This is a genomic window from Geodermatophilus sp. SYSU D00684, assembly GCF_054050455.1.
The window spans coordinates 161244-178643 of the sequence record NZ_JBJGZI010000002.1 but is presented as its reverse complement, the minus strand read 5'-3'; the positions used below and the strand labels follow the sequence as shown (position 1 = coordinate 178643).

General features: G+C 75.5%; 21 protein-coding genes. 15 read left to right on the top strand and 6 right to left on the bottom strand.

Annotated features, from left to right (window positions below):
* The first annotated feature begins 29 nt into the window (after positions 1-29).
* From ACI79L_RS02310 to ACI79L_RS02300, 3 genes are read left to right on the top strand one after another with little or no spacing between them, the layout of a single operon-like run.
* A complete protein-coding gene (locus tag ACI79L_RS02310; protein ID WP_456935209.1) occupies positions 30-533 on the top strand; it encodes a metallophosphoesterase family protein in 504 nt (167 codons plus the stop codon).
* Positions 530-1756 (top strand): MFS transporter, encoded by a 1227-nt coding sequence (locus tag ACI79L_RS02305; protein ID WP_456935208.1) that lies wholly within the window; start codon positions 530-532, stop codon positions 1754-1756. The genes ACI79L_RS02310 and ACI79L_RS02305 overlap by 4 nt, the downstream gene beginning before the upstream one ends.
* A gap of 29 nt (positions 1757-1785) precedes the next feature.
* A complete protein-coding gene (locus ACI79L_RS02300; RefSeq protein ID WP_456935256.1) occupies positions 1786-2637 on the top strand; it encodes a putative RNA methyltransferase in 852 nt (283 codons plus the stop codon).
* A 72-nt stretch (positions 2638-2709) separates the two neighbouring features.
* On the opposite strand, the gene ACI79L_RS02295 is transcribed toward ACI79L_RS02300, so the two are convergent.
* On the bottom strand, positions 2710-2988 hold the full coding sequence (locus tag ACI79L_RS02295; protein ID WP_456935207.1) for a GlsB/YeaQ/YmgE family stress response membrane protein: 279 nt from the start codon (positions 2986-2988) through the stop codon (positions 2710-2712).
* Between the two features lie 205 nt (positions 2989-3193).
* Between ACI79L_RS02295 and ctaD the strand changes: the two genes are divergently transcribed.
* Positions 3194-4951: an aa3-type cytochrome oxidase subunit I gene (gene ctaD, locus ACI79L_RS02290; protein WP_456926027.1), complete on the top strand. Its 1758-nt coding sequence runs from the start codon at positions 3194-3196 to the stop codon at positions 4949-4951.
* Positions 4952-5072: 121 nt separating this feature from the next.
* On the top strand, positions 5073-6341 hold the full coding sequence (gene serB / locus ACI79L_RS02285; RefSeq protein WP_456935206.1) for a phosphoserine phosphatase SerB: 1269 nt from the start codon (positions 5073-5075) through the stop codon (positions 6339-6341).
* 129 nt (positions 6342-6470) lie between these two features.
* On the opposite strand, the gene ACI79L_RS02280 is transcribed toward serB, so the two are convergent.
* Entirely contained in the window at positions 6471-7037 is a 567-nt protein-coding gene (locus ACI79L_RS02280) for an isochorismatase family protein (protein WP_456935205.1), read from the bottom strand.
* A 14-nt stretch (positions 7038-7051) separates the two neighbouring features.
* Positions 7052-8335, bottom strand: coding sequence for a nicotinate phosphoribosyltransferase (locus tag ACI79L_RS02275; RefSeq protein ID WP_456935204.1), 1284 nt, complete (start codon positions 8333-8335; stop codon positions 7052-7054).
* Between the two features lie 72 nt (positions 8336-8407).
* On the opposite strand from ACI79L_RS02275, the gene clpS reads away from it, so the two are divergent.
* The gene (gene clpS / locus ACI79L_RS02270) at positions 8408-8704 is read left to right on the top strand and encodes an ATP-dependent Clp protease adapter ClpS (protein ID WP_456926023.1); all 297 of its coding nucleotides are present in this window, start codon (positions 8408-8410) and stop codon (positions 8702-8704) included.
* Entirely contained in the window at positions 8701-9198 is a 498-nt protein-coding gene (locus tag ACI79L_RS02265; protein ID WP_456935203.1) for a DUF2017 family protein, read from the top strand. Before clpS ends, ACI79L_RS02265 begins: the two co-directional genes overlap by 4 nt.
* Here the strand turns inward: ACI79L_RS02265 and ACI79L_RS02260 are convergent.
* A complete protein-coding gene (locus ACI79L_RS02260) occupies positions 9137-9493 on the bottom strand; it encodes a hypothetical protein (protein WP_456935202.1) in 357 nt (118 codons plus the stop codon). The two genes, ACI79L_RS02265 and ACI79L_RS02260, sit on opposite strands and share 62 nt — an antisense overlap.
* A 108-nt stretch (positions 9494-9601) precedes the next feature.
* Here ACI79L_RS02260 and ACI79L_RS02255 point away from each other — a divergent pair, with 108 nt between their 5' ends.
* The 7 genes from ACI79L_RS02255 to ACI79L_RS02225 all read left to right on the top strand — a co-directional run bounded on the left by ACI79L_RS02255 (position 9602) and on the right by ACI79L_RS02225 (position 14612).
* A complete protein-coding gene (locus ACI79L_RS02255) occupies positions 9602-10075 on the top strand; it encodes a Mov34/MPN/PAD-1 family protein (protein ID WP_456926020.1) in 474 nt (157 codons plus the stop codon).
* Positions 10076-10234: 159 nt separating this feature from the next.
* The gene (locus ACI79L_RS02250; protein WP_456935201.1) at positions 10235-10513 is read left to right on the top strand and encodes a ubiquitin-like small modifier protein 1; all 279 of its coding nucleotides are present in this window, start codon (positions 10235-10237) and stop codon (positions 10511-10513) included.
* A 43-nt stretch (positions 10514-10556) separates the two neighbouring features.
* Positions 10557-11507, top strand: a complete 951-nt coding sequence (locus tag ACI79L_RS02245) for a PLP-dependent cysteine synthase family protein (protein ID WP_456935200.1) — start codon at positions 10557-10559, stop codon at positions 11505-11507.
* Positions 11504-12217, top strand: a complete 714-nt coding sequence (locus ACI79L_RS02240; protein ID WP_456935199.1) for an HAD-IA family hydrolase — start codon at positions 11504-11506, stop codon at positions 12215-12217. The genes ACI79L_RS02245 and ACI79L_RS02240 overlap by 4 nt, the downstream gene beginning before the upstream one ends.
* 54 nt (positions 12218-12271) lie before the next feature.
* Positions 12272-13009 carry an MBL fold metallo-hydrolase gene (locus ACI79L_RS02235; RefSeq protein WP_456935198.1) on the top strand — a complete coding sequence of 246 codons (738 nt, stop codon included), beginning with the start codon at positions 12272-12274 and terminating at the stop codon, positions 13007-13009.
* Positions 13010-13062: 53 nt separating this feature from the next.
* Positions 13063-14016, top strand: a complete 954-nt coding sequence (locus tag ACI79L_RS02230) for a DNA polymerase domain-containing protein (RefSeq protein ID WP_456935197.1) — start codon at positions 13063-13065, stop codon at positions 14014-14016.
* Positions 14017-14132: 116 nt separating this feature from the next.
* On the top strand, positions 14133-14612 hold the full coding sequence (locus ACI79L_RS02225; RefSeq protein WP_456935196.1) for a DUF4262 domain-containing protein: 480 nt from the start codon (positions 14133-14135) through the stop codon (positions 14610-14612).
* 14 nt (positions 14613-14626) lie between these two features.
* Here ACI79L_RS02225 and gndA read toward each other — a convergent pair whose 3' ends face one another.
* Positions 14627-16090, bottom strand: coding sequence for an NADP-dependent phosphogluconate dehydrogenase (gene gndA, locus ACI79L_RS02220; RefSeq protein ID WP_456935195.1), 1464 nt, complete (start codon positions 16088-16090; stop codon positions 14627-14629).
* A gap of 185 nt (positions 16091-16275) precedes the next feature.
* Here gndA and ACI79L_RS02215 point away from each other — a divergent pair, with 185 nt between their 5' ends.
* On the top strand, positions 16276-16866 hold the full coding sequence (locus tag ACI79L_RS02215) for a QsdR family transcriptional regulator (RefSeq protein ID WP_456935194.1): 591 nt from the start codon (positions 16276-16278) through the stop codon (positions 16864-16866).
* A gap of 4 nt (positions 16867-16870) precedes the next feature.
* Here ACI79L_RS02215 and bcp read toward each other — a convergent pair whose 3' ends face one another.
* Entirely contained in the window at positions 16871-17353 is a 483-nt protein-coding gene (bcp, locus tag ACI79L_RS02210; RefSeq protein ID WP_456935193.1) for a thioredoxin-dependent thiol peroxidase, read from the bottom strand.
* Positions 17354-17400: the final 47 nt, after the last annotated feature.

The following is a 17400-nucleotide window of genomic DNA, read 5'->3' as shown; positions in this document are numbered from 1 at the left end:
GCAACCTAGCCCCCTGCGACCATGGGGTCGTGTCCGTCTCGCTGGTGGTGACCGCCGACACGCACCTCCCGAAGCGGGCCCGTGACCTGCCTCATTCCCTGTGGGCGGCCATCGAGGCCGCCGATCTCGTCGTGCACGCCGGCGACTGGGTCGACGTCGCCCTGCTCGACGCCCTCGAGTCCCGCGCCCGGGCCCTCCTCGCGGTGTACGGCAACAACGACCACGGGCCCCTGCGCGAGCGGCTGCCGGAGGTGGCGCGCGCCGAGGTGGGCGGGCTGCGGGTCGCCGTCGTCCACGAGACCGGTGACGCCAAGGGCCGCGAGCGCCGCTGCGCCGCGCGCTTCCCGGACACCGACGTCCTGTTCTTCGGCCACAGCCACATCCCGTGGGACACCACCACCGACACGGGCCTGCGGCTGCTCAACCCCGGCTCGCCCACCGACCGGCGCCGGCAGCCGTACGGCACCTTCCTCACCGCGGTCGCCGACGGCGGGGCGCTCACCGAGGTGGTCCTCCACCCGGTCGCCCGGTGACGGCCCTCCCGCCGGCGTCCCCTCCCGCCGCCCGCTGGCGCCACCTGGCCGTCGGCCTGACCGGGCTGGTCGCCGCCTGCGCGGCGCAGAACGGGATGCCGTTCCTCACCCTCGCGCTGCGGGAGGAGGGGCTGACGCTGCCGCAGGCCGGCCTGCTGGTCGCCGCGCCCACCGCCGGCCTGGTGTGCGCGCTGCTGCTGTGGGGCGTGCTGGCCGACCGGTACGGCGAGCGGCTGGTGCTCTCCGCCGGGCTCGCGGTCGCCGCCGGAGCGCTCACCGGCGCCGCGCTGGCCGACGCCGCCGTGCCCACCGGCCTGTGGCTGCTGCTGGCCGGGGCCGGCAGCGCGTCGGTGCACGCGGCCAGCGGCCGGCTGGTGCTCGGCTGGTTCCCGCCGGAGCAGCGCGGGCTGGCGATGGGCGTCCGGCAGGCCGGACAGCCGCTGGGCGTGGGCCTCGCCGCGCTGACGCTGCCGCGGCTGGCCGCCGACGGCCCCGGCGGCGCCTTCGCGTTCCTCGCCGCCGGCTGCGCGGTCACCGCCGTCCTCGTCGGCCTGCTCCTCCGCGACCCGGCCCGGCCGCCGCGCACCGACGGCGCCCCGCGGCCGGCCTCGCCCTACCGCAGCCCGGTGCTGTGGCGGGTGCACGCGGCCAGCACCCTGCTCGTCGTGCCGCAGTTCGCCGTCGCCGGGCTGGCCTTCGACTGGCTGGTGCGCGGCGCCGGCTGGAGCGCGGCCGGCGCCGGGACGCTGCTGGCGGTCACGCAGGCCGGCGGGGTCGCCGCGCGGCTCGGCGCGGGCACCTGGTCGGACCGGGTGGGCAGCCGGCTCGGGCCGCTGCGGCAGGTCGCGGGGGCGGTGGCCGTCGTCGTCGGGCTGCTCGCCGTCGTCGCGGCCCTGACACCGGACCTCCTCGGCCCGGGGGCCGCCGCGGCGGCGGTGGCGCTGGCCGCGGTCGCCACGGTGAGCCCGAACGGGGTGGCGTTCACCTCGGTGGCCGAGCAGGCCGGGAGCGCCTGGGCCGGGCGCGCGCTGGGCGCGCACAACACCGCGCAGAACCTGGCCGCCGCGCTGACCGTCCCGCTCGCGGCGCTGCTCGCCGACGGCGGACCCGGCTACCCGGCGGCGTTCGCGCTCGGTGCGGCCGCCGCCGCGGCCGCCGTCGCCGTCGTGCCCGCCCGGACGGCCGAGCCGGCGCCGCCGCCGGTCCCGGCAGGCGCGCCGTGAGCCGGTGGCGGCCCTGGCCGCCGCGGGCGGTGGCGGTGCTGGCCTGTCCCGTCTGCGGCGCGGAACTGGCCGCGCTCCCCGGCGACGCCGGCCTGCGCTGCCCGGCCGGCCACTCCTTCGACCGCGCCCGGCAGGGCCACGTGACGCTGCTGCCGCCGGGCCACACGCCGCCGACCGGGGACACCGCGGCCATGGTCGCCGACCGCGCGGAGGTGCTCTCCGCCGGCACCTACGCCGGGCTCACCCGGGTCCTGGCCGACGCCGTCGCCGCGGGGGAGGGGCCGGTGGACGCCGTCCTCGACCTCGGCGGGGGGACCGGGCACCACCTGGCGGGCGTGCTGGACGCGCTGCCCGGCGCCGTCGGCGTGGTGCTCGATTCCTCGCGGTACGCCGCCCGGCGCGCGGCCGGTGCCTCCCCGCGGGCGCTCGCCGTCGTCGCCGACACCTGGGCCCGGCTGCCGGTCCGCGACGCCGCCGTCGACCGGGCGATGGTGGTGTTCGCCCCGCGCAACGGCCCGGAGACCGCGCGGGTGCTGCGCCCCGGCGGCCGGCTGGTGGTCGCCACCCCGGCGCCCGAGCACCTCGCCGAGCTGGTCGGCCCGCTGGGGCTGCTGAAGGTGGACCCGGAGAAGGAGGCCCGGCTGTCCGCGGCCCTGGAGCCGCACCTCGTGCCGGCCGGGCGGGTGCGGCACCGGGAGGAGCTGGAGCTCGACCGCCGCACCGTGACCACCGTCGTGGGGATGGGGCCGCACGCCCGGCACCTGGCGCCGGAGCGGCTGGCCGCCGCGGTCGCCGCGCTGCCGGAGCGCCTGCGGGTCACCCTCGCCGTCGACGTCACCACCTGGACGCCGCCCGCACACACAGGAGGGGCCCGGCCGTGACGGCCGGGCCCCTCCTGGGCGACTGAGCGCAGGGCTCCCGAGGTCCCCCGGGGCGCCGGGAGTCCCGCGGGGTCAGACGCGCGTGCGGGTGCGTCCGCGGGTGGCGAACACGTAGACCAGCAGCACCACGATGGCGCCGATGATCGACCCGATGATGCCGGCGGTGCCGAGCTCGAAGCCGTTGCCGCTGATCAGGCTGCCGAGCAGGTTCCCGACGAAGGAACCGATGATGCCGAGGACGATCGTCATCCCGACGCTCATCGACTGCTTGCCCGGGACGACGGCGCGCGCGATGAAGCCGGCGATGGCGCCGACCACGATCAGCACGATGATGTTCCAGAGAAGCTCCACGGTGGGGACCTCCTGAGGGGATGGCCGGAGTGGCCGAGGCTCTGGGATCTCCAGGCTCGGACGGTCCTGTTCCCCTGGTGAGCAGCGCGGAAACCCGTCTTGATCATGACGTGACCTGGACGCCGTCCCCGACGGCGCCGTGAGCACCGGCGCGCCTCCCCGGTCGGGCCCGACGGGCCCGACGGCCTCGGTCTAAGCTGCGCTCGTGACGATCGCGCCTGCACCGATCGTGAGCCGGCCCAGCCCGGCTCGCGAGGTCCAGCGGGGTGCGCGGCTCTCGAACCTGCTGCGGACCACGGACCACAAGACCATCGGCCTGATGTACATGGCCACCTCGTTCGCCTGGTTCATCGTGGGTGGCTTCATGGCCATGCTGATCCGCGGTGAGCTGGGCCAGCCCGGGCTGCAGTTCCTGTCGCCCGAGCAGTACAACCAGCTCGTCACGATGCACGGCACGATCATGCTGCTGATGTTCGCGACGCCGCTGTTCTTCGCGTTCTCGAACCTCATCATGCCGCTGCAGATCGGCTCGCCGGACGTCGCCTTCCCGCGGCTGAACGCCTTCTCCTTCTGGCTGTTCTTCTTCGGCAGCCTCATCGCGGTCTCGGGCTTCTTCACCCCCAGCGGCGCGGCCGACTTCGGCTGGTACGCCTACGCCCCGCTGTCCGACGCCGTCCACTCCCCGGGCCCCGGCGCGAACCTGTGGTTCTCCGGCCTGGCGGTCAGCGGCCTCGGCACGATCCTCGGCGCGGTCAACTTCACCGCCACGATCGCCTGCCTCCGGGCCCCGGGCATGACCATGTTCCGGATGCCGATCTTCACCTGGAACACGCTGGTCACCAGCCTGCTGGTGCTGCTGGCCTTCCCGATCCTCACCGCGGCGATCTTCGGCATGCTGGCCGACCGCAACCTCGGCGCCCTCGTCTACTCGGACGAGAACGGCGGCCCGATGCTGTGGCAGCACCTCTTCTGGTTCTTCGGCCACCCCGAGGTCTACATCATCGCGCTGCCGTTCTTCGGCATCATCACCGAGATCATCCCGGTGTTCTCCCGCAAGCCGCTGTTCGGCTACAAGGGCATGGTCGGGGCCACGCTGCTCATCGGCGGCCTCTCGCTCACCGTGTGGGCGCACCACATGTACGCGACCGGCGCGGTCCTGCTGCCGTTCTTCGCGTTCCTGACCTACCTCATCGCCGTGCCGACCGGCATCAAGTTCTTCAACTGGATCGGCACCATGTGGCGCGGCCAGCTGACGTTCGAGACGCCGATGCTGTTCTCCATCGGCTTCCTGGTGACCTTCCTCCTGGGCGGCCTGACCGGCGTGCTGCTGGCCAGCCCGCCGCTGGACTGGCACGTCAACGACAGCTACTTCGTCGTCGCGCACTTCCACTACGTCGTCTTCGGCACCGTGGTGTTCGCCGCCTACGCCGGCATCTACTTCTGGTTCCCGAAGATGTCGGGCCGGATGATGGACGAGCGGCTGGGCAAGCTGCACTTCTGGCTGGTGTTCATCGGCTTCCACGCGACGTTCCTCGTCCAGCACTGGCTGGGCACCGAGGGCATGCCGCGCCGGTACGTCGACTACCTGCCCACCGACGGGTTCACCACCCTCCACGTGATCTCCACGATCGGGTCGTTCGTCCTGGGCGCCTCGACCATCCCGTGGCTGTACAACGTGGTGAAGTCGTGGAAGTACGGCCGGCTCGCCCTGCGCGACGACCCCTGGGGCCACGGCAACTCCCTGGAGTGGGCGACGTCCTCGCCGCCGCCGCGGCACAACTTCACCGAGATCCCGCGGATCCGGTCGGAGCGCCCGGCGTTCGAGGCGCACTACCCGCACCTGGTGGAGCGGCTGCACGCCGAGGCGCACGTCGGCAAGCGGCACCAGCCCTACGCCGGGGTCAGCGAGCTCGCCGAGGGCACCGGCCCCCGTCAGGGTCCCAACGACCCCGACCCCTTCTGATCCCCCGGGGGCCCGCCCCCGCGCGATCGCACGTCACGACGACGCCCCGTCGGCTCCGGCCGGCGGGGCGTCGCCTCGTCTCCGGGGCCACCGCCCGGCGCCGCCGGGGGAGTGCGGCACGATGGCCGCCGTGCCGCTCGACCCCGCACCCCGCACGCGTCCGCAGGCCGCCCCCGACGGGCCCCGCGCGGTCCTCACGGTCACCGGCGCCGACCGGCCGGGCGTGACCGCCGAGCTCTTCGGGGCCCTCGCCTCCGGCGACCAGGGGCTGCCGCCGGTCGAGGTCGTCGACGTCGAGCAGGTCGTCGTGCACGGCCAGCTCGTCCTCGGGGTGGTCATCGGCGCCCGGCCGGCCGACGGCGCGGTGGACGAGGCGGGTTTCCTCGCCTGCCTGGGCCGGCTGGCCACCGAGGTCGCCCGCGCCACCGGGCTCCGGGTCGCGGTGGAGACCGCGTCCGGCCGCGGCGCCGGCAGCACGCCCACCGGGCGGCCGCACCACGTGATCCTGCTCGGCCGGCCCGTGCCGCCCTCCGCGGTCGCCGGCGCGGCCACCGCCATCGCGGGCGTCGGCGGCAACATCGACGCGATCCGGCGGCTGTCGGACCACCCGGTCACGTCCCTCGAGCTCACCGTCTCCGGCGCCGGGGCCACCGAGCTGCGCACCGCGCTGGCCGCCGTCGCCGCCGCCACCGGCGCCGACATCGCCGTCGAGCAGGCCGGGCTCGCCCGGCGCAGCAAGCGGCTGATCGTCCTCGACGTCGACTCCACGCTGGTGCGGGGCGAGGTCATCGACGAGCTGGCCGCCCGCGCGGGGCGCGCCGCCGAGGTCGCCCGGATCACCGCGGCGGCCATGAACGGGGAGCTGGACTTCGCCGAGTCGCTGCGGGCCCGGGTGGCCACGCTGGCGGGCCTGCCGGTCGAGGTGCTCGACGAGGTGCGCGAGCACCTCGAGCTGACTCCCGGCGCCCGCACGCTCATCCGCACGCTGCAGCGGCTCGGGTTCCGCTGCGGCATCGTCAGCGGCGGGTTCAGCCAGATCACCGACCCGCTGGCCGCCGCGCTCGGCCTCGACTTCGCCGCGGCCAACACCCTCGAGGTCGCCGACGGGAGGCTCACCGGCGGGCTGGTGGGCGAGATCGTCGACCGTGCGGGCAAGGCCCGCGCGCTGGCCCGCTTCGCCGCCGAGCACGGCATCCCGCTGGAGCAGACGGTCGCGGTCGGCGACGGCGCCAACGACCTCGACATGCTCAACGCCGCCGGGCTCGGCATCGCGTTCAACGCCAAGCCGGTGGTGCGCGAGCAGGCGCACACCGCGCTCAACCAGCCCTACCTCGACGCCGTCCTGCAGGTCCTCGGCTTCACCCGCGACGAGGTGATGGACGCGCTCTGACACCGTCGGCCTCCGGCCGACACCGCGGCCAGGTGCTGTCCCCCTGCTCCGTGGAGCCCTCCCACGGCGTCCCGACCGGGAGCCTCCGGCCCCGCGGTCGGTCCGCCGTCCTGCGCAGGGCGGCTCACCTCAGGGGTGGGTGACCGCGCCCTCGAGTTCGACGCCGGCGGTGCGCAGCTGGTCCAGCGCGGCCTCGGTCGAGGCCTCGGACACCCCCGCGGTGAGGTCGAGCAGCACGCGGGTCGCGAAGCCCGCCGCGACGGCGTCCAGCGCGGTGGCCCGCACGCAGTGGTCGGTGGCGATCCCGACGACGTCGACGGCGTCCACGCCCCGCTCGCGCAGCCAGTCCGCGAGCGGCACGCCGTCGGCCCGCCCCTCGAAGCCGGAGTAGGCCGCCGCGTAGTGGCCCTTGTCGAAGACGGCGTCGAGCGGGCCGCGGTCCAGCGACGGGTGCAGCTCCAGCCCGCTCGTGCCGGCGACGCAGTGCGCCGGCCAGGTCTCCAGGTAGTCGGGCTGCTCGTGGAAGTGGTCGCCCGGGTCGACGTGGTGGTCGCGGGTGGCGACCACGTGCGCGTAGTCGGCGGACCTCATGTGCTCGGTGATCGCCGCCGCCACCGCCGCACCCCCGGCCACCGCCAGGCTGCCGCCCTCGCAGAAGTCGTTCTGTACGTCCACCACCAGCAGTGCGCGCGTCACCGTGGGACCTCCGTTCACGCCGTCACCGTCTCCAGTGCGGGTTCCCCACGGGAGAGCGCCCATGCCTCCTGCGGCAGGGCCTCGCGCGCCCGGCGGTGGTGCGCGGCCGCCGCCTCGAGCGCGTCGGCCGGCGACGACGGCGCCACCGGCTCCCCGCCGCGGACCAGCTCCACCACCAGCCGCCGGTCGCCGTCGCGCGGCTCGACCGGCCGGCTGCTGACCACCTCGGCGGTCGCCGTCCCGTCGGGGTCGTGCCGGCGGACGGCGGTCTTGCGGCCGCCGGTGGAGTTCTTGCCCTCCGAGCGCTTGGCCACCGGCACGCCGTCGCGCTGGACCAGCTTGTAGACCATCCCGGCGGTCGGCGCACCCGATCCGGTGACCAGCGAGGTGCCGACGCCGTAGCCGTCGACCGGCGCGGCCATGAGCCCGGCGATCGCGTACTCGTCGAGGTCGCTGGTGACGATGATCCGCGTCTTCGTGGCGCCGAGGTCGTCGAGCTGGCGGCGGGCGGCGGTGGCCAGCGTCGGCAGGTCGCCGGAGTCCAGCCGGATGGCGCCGAGCTCCGGCCCGGCCACCTCGACCGCCGTCCGGATGCCCTGGGCGACGTCGTAGGTGTCCACCAGCAGCGTGGTGCCGACGCCCAGGGCGTCCACCTGCGCGCGGAAGGCGGCGGCCTCGTCGTCGTGCAGGAGGGTGAAGGCGTGCGCGCTGGTGCCCGTCGTCGGCACCCCGTACCGGCGGCCGGCCTCCAGGTTGGAGCTGGCGGTGAAGCCGACCACGTACGCCGCCCGCGCCGCGGCGACCGCGGCCTGCTCGTGGGTGCGCCGCGAGCCCATCTCGATGCACGGCCGCTCGCAGGCCGCCCCCACCATGCGGGCCGCGGCCGAGGCGATCGCGCTGTCGTGGTTGAGCACGGAGAGGACCAGGGTCTCCAGCAGCACGCCCTCGGCGAAGGGCGCGCGCACGGTGAGCACCGGGGAGCCGGGGAAGAACAGCTCGCCCTCGGCGTAGCCGTCGACGTCACCGGAGAAGCGGAAGTCCGCCAGCCAGTCCAGCAGCCGCGCGTCGGTCAGGCCCTGCTCGCGGAGGGTGGCCAGCTCCTCGTCGCCGAAGCGGAAGGAGGGCAGCAGCTCCAGCAGCCGGCCGGTGCCGGCGACCACGCCGTAGCGGCGGCCGTGCGGGAGGCGCCGGGCGAAGACCTCGAAGACGCAGTCCCGGTCGGCGGTGCCGTCGGCCAGGGCGGCGGCGACCATGGTCAGCTCGTACCGGTCGGTGAGCAGGGCGGTACCCGTCGGCATGATCCGAACCCTAGGTCGACGGCCGCGACCGCACCCGGGGGAGCGGGGGAGCGACCGTCCTAGAGTGGTCGGGTGGCCGGACCACTCGCGCCGACACGGACGCCCGAATCCACGGTCGAGGAGACCGCCGACCTCGACCGGCCCTGGGTCACCATCGTCTGGAACGACCCGGTGAACCTCATGACCTACGTGACCCACGTGCTGCGGGAGCTGTTCGGCTACGACGAGCCGACGGCGACCACGCTCATGCTGCAGGTGCACAACGACGGCAAGGCGGTGGTCAGCTCCGGCCCGCGCGAGCGGATGGAGCACGACACCAGCCGGCTGCACGCCTACGGCCTGTGGGCCACCTACCAGCAGGACGCATGAGACCGTTCCGCCGCAAGGGGGCCGACGTCGTCGCGCGGCTCGAGCCGCCCGAGGCCGGCGTCCTCGGGCTGCTGCTCGACCAGCTCGAGCAGCTGCTCGGCGCCGACCCCGAGGACGTCGACGGCGACCCGGTGGTCGCCCGGCTGCTGCCGGCCGGGCACCGCACCGACCCGGAGATCGCCGCCGACTACCGCGAGCTCACCGAGTCGGCGCTGCGCGCGGGCAAGACCGACGACCTGGCCGCCGTCCGGGCCACCCTCCCCGCCGACGGCGGCGAGGTGCGGCTGGACCGGGACCAGGCCGGCGCGTGGCTGCGCACCACCAACGACCTGCGGCTGGCGCTGGGCGAGCGGATCGGGATCACCGAGGAGACCGAGCCGCCCGAGGACCCGGCCGGCGAGGAGGGCCAGCAGTTGGCCGTCTACTACTGGCTCACCGGGCTGCAGGGGTCGCTCGTCGACGCGGTCGCCGCCGGGCGCGACGCCCGAAGGTGAGCAGCACCAGCGCCGCCAGGAGCAGGTCCAGCACGAAGAAGACCAGCACCAGGCTGGGCAGCTCCAGCTCGCGGACGACCGCCCCGACGGTGGAGACGAGCGTGACCGCCGACAGGGCGAGCACCAGCAGGAGCACCAGCACCCGCACCGCGACGAGCACGACCAGCGACAGGCGGTCGGCGGCGGCGTCGCTGCTGTAGTGCCCGCTGCGCAGGGTCAGTCCCCGGAGCCCGAGCCACAGCGCCGGGAGCGCGACGGCGACCACGCCGGCCGCCATGATCAGCTCGAGCACCACGGGTCCGCACCGTATCCGGTCGGTGACGACCTGGTGTCCTGCCCCGGTCGGGCGAGGGGCCTCCCGGTGCCCGCGGTGCCGCTCCCGGGCGCCGCCTAGACTGGGGGCGTGCTGCGCATCGACCGCGCGACCTACGACGCCATCGTGGCCCACGCCCGGGAGGACCACCCGGACGAGGCCTGTGGCGTCGTCGCCGGGCCCGAGGGCAGCGACCGTCCCGAGCGGTTCATCCCGATGCTCAACGCCGCCCGCTCGCCGACGTTCTACGAGTTCGACTCGGCCGACCTGCTGCGCCTGTACCGGGAGATGGACGACCGGGACGAGGAGCCGGTGGTGATCTACCACTCGCACACCGCCACCGAGGCACACCCCTCGCGGACGGACATCGCGTACGCGTCCGAGCCGAACGCCCACTACGTGCTCGTCTCGACCCGCCACCACGGCCGGGAGACCGGCCTGGCCGGGGACGACGTCGAGTTCCGCAGCTTCCGGATCGTCGACGGCGAGGTGAGCGAGGAGGACGTCGAGGTCGTCGAGTCCTACCTGTTCGGCCACTCGCCGACCACCGTCGTCTACGACTGAGGAAGGACCCCGTCCTCCCACCCCTCGCGAGCTCGGGGCGGTGCCCTGGACGGGGCCGGCCGCGGAATGCCCCGCGGCGAGCGGGCGTTGCCCGCACCGACACGCGCTCGCGTCGAGCGCTCCCGCACGTCCCCACCCTCCCGAGGAGAACCGCACGCCATGGCCATCGAGGTCCGGATCCCGACCATCCTGCGCACCCACACCGGCGGCAACAAGACCGTCGAGGGCAGCGGGGACACCCTCGGCGCGCTCGTCGACGACCTCGACGCCCAGCACCCCGGCCTCAAGGGCCGCCTGGTGACCGAGGAGGGCAAGCTGCACCGCTTCGTCAACGTCTACGTCAACGACGAGGACGTGCGGTTCACCGGTGCCCTCGACACCGCGGTCAAGGACGGCGACTCGGTCACGATCCTCCCGGCGGTCGCCGGCGGCTGCTGAGACAGCCCCGTCCCTCCCGTCCCCAGACCCGGAAGAGCTCCCGATGGCCCGCTTCAACTCCCTCGTCGACTCCCTCGGCGGCACCCCGCTGGTCGGGCTGCCGAACCTGTCGCCGACGCCGGACGTGCGGCTGTGGGCCAAGCTCGAGGACCACAACCCCACCGGGTCGATCAAGGACCGCGCCGCGATCTCGATGATCGAGGCGGCGGAGAAGGACGGCACGCTGCAGCCGGGCGCCACCATCCTCGAGCCGACCAGCGGCAACACCGGCATCTCGCTGGCGATGGTGGCCCGGCAGCGCGGCTACCGGCTCATCTGCGTCATGCCGGAGAACACCTCCGTCGAGCGGCGCCAGCTGCTGGAGATGTACGGCGCGCAGATCGTCAGCTCGCCGGCGGCCGGCGGCTCCAACCAGGCCGTCGCGATGGCCAAGGAGATGGCCGCCGAGCACGACGACTGGGTGATGCTCTACCAGTACGGCAACCCGGCCAACGCCGAGGCGCACTACACCGGCACCGCCCCGGAGATCCTCGCGGACCTGCCGTCGATCACCCACTTCGTCGCCGGGCTGGGCACCACCGGCACGCTCATGGGCTGCTCGCGCTACTTCCGCGAGCACAAGCCCGGCGTCCAGGTCATCGCCGCCGAGCCCCGCTACGGCGAGCTGGTCTACGGCCTGCGCAACATCGACGAGGGGTTCATCCCCGAGCTCTACGACCCGTCGCTGCTGGACTCGCGGTTCTCCGTGGGCCCCGAGGACGCCGTCCACCGCACCCGGCAGCTGGTCGAGCGGGAGGGCATCTTCGCCGGCATCTCGACCGGCGCGATCCTGCACGCCGCGCTGGGCGTCGCCGACCGCGAGGTCGCGGCCGGCCGCAAGGCCGACATCGTGTTCATCGTCTGCGACGGCGGCTGGAAGTACCTGTCCACCGGCGCCTACGCCGGCACCCTGGAGGAGGCCACCTCGGCCCTCGAGGGCCAGCTCTGGGCATGACGGAGGACCACCCTGCCCCCCGCCGCTCGCACGCTCGCGGCGGGCCCCTGCAGGGTGGCCGACGGCTCCTCGCCAGGGGCCTTCTGTTCGACAACGACGGCGTCCTGGTCGACTCCGACGCCGCCGTCACCTCCTCCTGGTCCCGCTGGGCCGCCGAGCACGGCCTGGTGCCCGCCGACGTGCTCGCCGTCGTGCACGGCCGGCGGTCGGCGGACACCGTGGCGGACCTGGTGCCCGGGCCCGGCCGGGCCGCCGCGACGGCGCTCATCGACCGGTACGAGCTCGAGGACGCCACCACCGTGGCCGCCGTCCCCGGCGCCGCCGACCTCCTGGCCGGGCTGCCCGCCGGCGTCTGGGCGGTGGTCACCTCCGGCACCCCCGACCTCGCCACCGCCCGGCTGACCGCCGCGGGGCTGCCGCTGCCCGGCGCCCTGGTCACCGCCCGCGACGTGCGCACCGGCAAGCCCGACCCCGAGGGCTACCGCCTCGGAGCCCGCCTGCTCGGCGTGCCGCCGGAGGACACCGTGGTGTTCGAGGACAGTCCCGCGGGCATCGCCGCCGGCCGGGCCGCCGGCGCGCGGGTCGTCGGCGTGGGGGAGCGGGCCCTCGGCGCCGGGGCCGACGTCGTCGTCCGCGACCTGGGCGGCCTGTCCTGGGCCGACGGCGTCCTGTCCGTCCCGGCCGCCGCCCTGCTCCCGGCCGGCGGCTAGCCTGGCGCCCGCCATGGACAGCGGATGGACGTGCGACCGGCCGGGGGGCGCGGCATGAGGCTCACGGTCGTGGGCTGCTCGGGCAGCGGGCCCGGCCCCGTGTCGGCGGCCTCCTGCTACCTCGTCGAGCACGACGGCTTCCGGGTGCTGCTCGACCTGGGCAGCGGGTCGTTCGGCACGCTGCAGGCGCTGGCCGACCCCGACTCGATCGACGCGGTCTACCTCTCCCACCTGCACGCCGACCACTGCCTCGACGTCGTCCCGTTCGTGGTGTGGCACCGCTACTCGGGCCGCTCGTCGCGGCGCCGGGTCCCGCTGATCGCCCCCGCCGGCGCCGAGCGGCGGCTGGGCCTGGTCTACGACGAGGGCGGCGCGCCGCTGACCGACGTCTTCGACTTCGCGGCCACCCCGGTGTCGGCCGTCCTCGGCCCGTTCACCGTGCAGACCGCGCGCACCGCGCACCCGATCGAGTGCCACGCCGTCCGGCTGACCGCGCACGGCAGCTCGCTGGTCTACACCGGCGACACCGGGCCGTCGCAGGCCGTCGTCGACCTGGCGCACGGCGCCGACGTGCTGCTGGCCGAGGCCGCCCACCCCGACCGGGACGGGCTGCCGCCGGACCTGCACCTCACCGGCCGGCAGGCGGGGGAGGCCGCGGCCGCGGCCGGGGTGCGCCGGCTGCTGGTCACCCACGTGCCGGCGTGGGTGGACCCCGCCGCGCAGCTCGCCGCGGCGCGGACGGCGTTCCCCGGCGCGGAGCTGGCCACCCCGGGCGCCACCTACGAGGTCTGAACGACCCCTCTGTCCATCTTGCCCGGTGCCGTCCGGGGCGGCACGGTGGGCCGGTGGTCGACGACGAACGGGACGGCGTCCGGCTGACCAGCCTCGACGCGCCGCTGGGCGACGGTCTGGGGGTCACCAAGGGCGACCTGGTCGACCACCTGGACGCGTTCGCCGACCGGCTGGTACCGCAGCTGGCCGCCCGGCCGCTGTCGGTGAAGCGGGTGCGGCCCGGCCAGGAGCCGTTCATGCAGCGCAACGTGGCCAAGGGCGCGCCGGACTGGGTGCGCACCGTGCCCGTGTGGTCCTTCGGCGCCCACCGCGAGGTGCACCAGGTGCTGTGCGACGACCGCCGCACCCTGCTGTGGCTGGCCAACCAGCGGGCGGTGGAGTTCCACGTCCCCTTCTTCCGCGCCGGCGCGGAGACCGAGCCGACCGGCATCGTGCTCGACCTCGACCCCCCGGAGGGCGCCGACTTCGCGGTGGTCGTGCAGGCGGCGGAGCTGGTGCGGCGGGCACTGGCCGACGCCGGGCTGGCCGGGGCGGTGAAGACCAGCGGGTCCAAGGGCGTGCACGTCGTCGTCCCGGTCCGGGGCGTCGGGCCCGAGGACGCCGCCGCCGCGACCCGCGCGCTCGCCGCCCGCGCCGCGGCCCTCCACCCGGACCTGGCCACGACCGCCTACATCAAGGAGGACCGGCACGGCCGGGTTTTCCTCGACTCCACCCGCTCCGGGTCCTCGACGATCGTGGCCGCCTACAGCCCGCGGATCCGCCCGGGCCTGCCGGTGTCGGCGCCGGTCGCGTGGGAGGACCTGCCCTCGGTCCGGCCGGGCGACGTCACGGTGACGACCGCGCCGGACCGGCTGGGGGACGGCGACCTCTGGGCGCGGCTGCTGCCCGCGCCGCAGGAGCTCCCGGCCGACCTGGTCGCCGAGGGCCACACCATCCCGGTCGCGCGGGTGGCCGCGATGCACGAGGGCAAGCGGCGGGCGCGGGCCAGGCGGTCCGCGGAGGGCTGAGCCGGGCGACCCGGGGGACCGACGGTCCGGCCGCCGTCGTCCACAGGGGGGACCCGCGTCCACCACCGGGTGTGCGCGGGCGCGTCCTGTCGGTGCCGGCCCGCAGGCTCCCGGGCATGACGCACGACCCGCAGACCACCGCCTGGCTGGACCAGGAGGACGCCCACCTCGCCGCCGTCATCCGCCGCGCCCGCTTCGCCGTCCAGTACGTCGGGCCGGGGGACCGTCCCGACGAGCCGGCGTTCGGCTACACCATCGGCCTCTTCGGCCTCGGCCACCCCGAGCTGGTGCTCGTCGGGCGCGGGACCTCCGCCACGCACTCCCTGCTCGACGCGGTGGCCCGCGAGGTCGTGGCCGGCCGGTCGCTGGTGCCCGGGGAGCTGCTCGAGGCCGGCCGGGAGGACCTGGTCGTGGAGGAGTGCCCCAACCCGGGTGAGGTCCTGCTCGGCGCCAACCGCTGGTACCAGCGGCCGGCCGAGCACTCGGTGCCGGCGCATGTGCTCACGTGGGCCTCGCCCGCCGGGTGCTTCCCGTGGGACCCGGGCTGGGACGGCGGGCGGTACGGGCAGCCCCGCCCGGGCACGTGGACGGCCTGAGCCGCGGGTCGTGTTCAGCCGGTCTGCACCTCCCGGCGGTCCTCGGCCCAGACCGTGTGGAAGACGCCGTCCCGGTCGACCCGCCGGTAGGTGTGCGCGCCGAACAGGTCGCGCAGGCCCTGGACCAGCGCGGCGGGCAGCCGCTCGGCGCGCAGGCCGTCGTAGTAGGCCAGCGCGGTGGAGAAGCCCGGCGCCGGGATGCCGGCCCGGGCGGCCTCGACGACGACCGTCCGCCAGCCCTCGAGGCAGTCGGCGACCGCGTCGCGGAAGTAGCCGTGGGTGAGCAGGGTCGTGAGGTCCGGCTCGTCGGCGTAGGCCTGCCGGATCCGGTCGAGGAAACGGGCGCGGATGATGCAGCCGCCGCGCCAGATGGTGGCCAGCGCGCCGGGGTCGACGGCCCACCCGTGCTCGCGGGCGCCGGCGGCGATCTGGTCGAACCCCTGCGCGTAGGCGACCACCTTGGAGGCGTACAGCGCCTGCCGGACCGCCTCGACGAACGCGTCCCGGTCGGCCACCGGCTCCGGCGCGGACGACGGGCCGGGCAGCACCGCCCGGGCGGCGGCCCGCTGCGCGGTGTGCCCGGACAGCGAGCGGGCGAACACCGCCTCGGCGATCCCGCTGACCGGCACCCCGAGGTCGAGCGCCGACTGCACCGTCCAGCGCCCGGTGCCCTTCTGCTCCGCCTGGTCGAGGACGACGTCGACGAAGGGCCGGCCGGTCGCGGCGTCGACGTGACCCAGCACCTCGGCGGTGATCTCGACCAGGTAGGACTCCAGGTCCCCCGCGTTCCACCCGGCGAACACCTCGCCGATCTCGGCGGGGGACAGGCCGAGCCGGGCGCGCAGCAGGTCGTAGGCCTCGGCGATGAGCTGCATGTCGGCGTACTCGATGCCGTTGTGCACCATCTTCACGAAGTGGCCGGCGCCGTCGGTGCCCACGTGGGTGCAGCACGGGGTGCCGTCGACCACCGCCGCGATCGACTCCAGCAGCGGCCCCACGATCGCGTAGGCCTCGGCCGAGCCGCCGGGCATGATGCTCGGCCCGAGCAGGGCGCCCTCCTCACCGCCGCTGATCCCGCAGCCGACGAAGTGCACACCGCGCTCGGCCAGCGCCCGCGTCCGGCGGATCGTGTCGGTGTAGCGGGCGTTGCCGCCGTCGACGAGCACGTCGCCGGGCTCCAGCAGGAGCGCGACCTCCTCGACCACCGCGTCGGTCGGCGCGCCGGCCTGCACCATGACGACGACCTTGCGGGGCCGGGCGAGCGCGGCGACGAACTCCTGGACCGAGCCGGTCGGGACGAAGGCGCCCTCGTCCCCGTGGGCGGCCACCAGCGCGTCGGTGCGCGCCTGCGTCCGGTTGTGGAGCACCACCCGGCAGCCGTGGCGGGCGAGGTTGCGGGCCAGGTTGGCGCCCATCGTGGCCAGCCCGGTGACGCCGATGTCGCCGTCGGGGGCAGGGGTCGCGTCTGCGCTGCTCATGTCCGCCGATGCTCGTCCACCGGCCCCCGCGGCGGCACCCCGGCGGACCCGGTCGGCACGGTCCGCCCCGGTGTCCTGACGACGGGGGCGGCCGCCGTGCACGCACGGTGGCCGCCCTCCCGCGTGCGGGTGAGGCCGGTGCCGCGGCCGTGTCCGCGCCGGACGCCCCCGCCTACGCTGCGTCCGTGATCGCGCCGCGGGAAGAGGTCGTCCGCCGGGCGGCGCGGACCCTCCTCGACGGCGAGCGGCTCGACACCACGACCCTCTCCGCCCAGCTGGGCATCTCGCGCGTGACGCTGTTCCGCCGGGTGGGCAACCGGGACGCCATCCTCGGCGAGGCGATGTGGTGGCTGGCCGAGCGCACGCTGCGTCGAGCCGCGGAGGCGCACGACGCCCGGCCAGAGGGCGCGGAGCCCGCGGGCCGGCTGCGCAGCCTGGCGATCATCGAGGACTACCGCCACGTCCTGGGCACCGCGTCGTCGCTGCGCCGCTTCATCGACGACGAGCCGACCACCGCGATGCGCGTCCTCACCGACCCGCGCGGCCGGGTGCAGCCGCGGCTGGCCGAGGCCTACACCGCGCTGTTCGAGCGCGACGTCGAGGAGCACGGGCTGACGCCGGAGGTCCCCCTGCCGGTGCTGGCCTACGCCGTCGTCCGGCTCGGGGAGTCGTTCCTCTACTCCGACGTCATGGTCGCCCGCGACCCCGACCTCAAGGCCGCGACGACGGTGGTCGACGCGCTGGTGACCGGCGTGCTCGGCGTCCGCGGGGACTGAGCACTCAGCCCAGGCCGAGGTCGCGGCGCAGCTTCGCGACGTGCCCGGTGGCCTTGACGTTGTAGGCGGCCCGCTCGATGCGGCCCTCGGCGTCGACGACGAAGGTCGAGCGGATGACGCCCTGCACCTCCTTGCCGTACAGCTTCTTGGTGCCGAAGGCGCCGTAGGCGGTGAGCACCCGCTTGTCCGGGTCGGACAGCAGGGTGATGTTCAGGCCCTCCTGCTCGCGGAAGCGCTGCAGCTTCTCCGGCGGGTCGGGGGAGATGCCGATGATGTCCAGCCCGGCCTCGGCCAGCTCGCCGGCCGCGGCGGTGAAGTCGACGGCCTGGGTGGTGCAGCCCGGGGTCAGGGCGGCGGGGTAGCAGTAGACGATCACCCGGCGGCCGCGGCGGTCGGCGAGGGAGACCGGGGTGCCGTCGGCGTCGGGCAGCGTGAAGTCCGGCGCCGGGTCACCGGGCGCGAGGCGGACGGAAGCGGTCTCGGTCACGCCCGCCATGATGCCGTGCCCGCCCGACGGGGGAGGGGAGCAGGGGC

Excerpts from the sequence above, each read along its gene's own strand:
- serB (WP_456935206.1), top strand. The coding sequence starts at position 5,073 with ATGGCCGCCGTGCCGCTCGACCCCGCACCCCGCACGCGTCCGCAGGCC.
- ACI79L_RS02275 (WP_456935204.1), bottom strand. The coding sequence starts at position 8,335 with ATGCCGACGGGTACCGCCCTGCTCACCGACCGGTACGAGCTGACCATG.
- ACI79L_RS02265 (WP_456935203.1), top strand. The coding sequence starts at position 8,701 with ATGAGACCGTTCCGCCGCAAGGGGGCCGACGTCGTCGCGCGGCTCGAG.
- ACI79L_RS02250 (WP_456935201.1), top strand. The coding sequence starts at position 10,235 with ATGGCCATCGAGGTCCGGATCCCGACCATCCTGCGCACCCACACCGGC.
- ACI79L_RS02245 (WP_456935200.1), top strand. The coding sequence starts at position 10,557 with ATGGCCCGCTTCAACTCCCTCGTCGACTCCCTCGGCGGCACCCCGCTG.
- ACI79L_RS02240 (WP_456935199.1), top strand. The coding sequence starts at position 11,504 with ATGACGGAGGACCACCCTGCCCCCCGCCGCTCGCACGCTCGCGGCGGG.
- ACI79L_RS02235 (WP_456935198.1), top strand. The coding sequence starts at position 12,272 with ATGAGGCTCACGGTCGTGGGCTGCTCGGGCAGCGGGCCCGGCCCCGTG.
- ACI79L_RS02225 (WP_456935196.1), top strand. The coding sequence starts at position 14,133 with ATGACGCACGACCCGCAGACCACCGCCTGGCTGGACCAGGAGGACGCC.
- gndA (WP_456935195.1), bottom strand. The coding sequence starts at position 16,090 with ATGAGCAGCGCAGACGCGACCCCTGCCCCCGACGGCGACATCGGCGTC.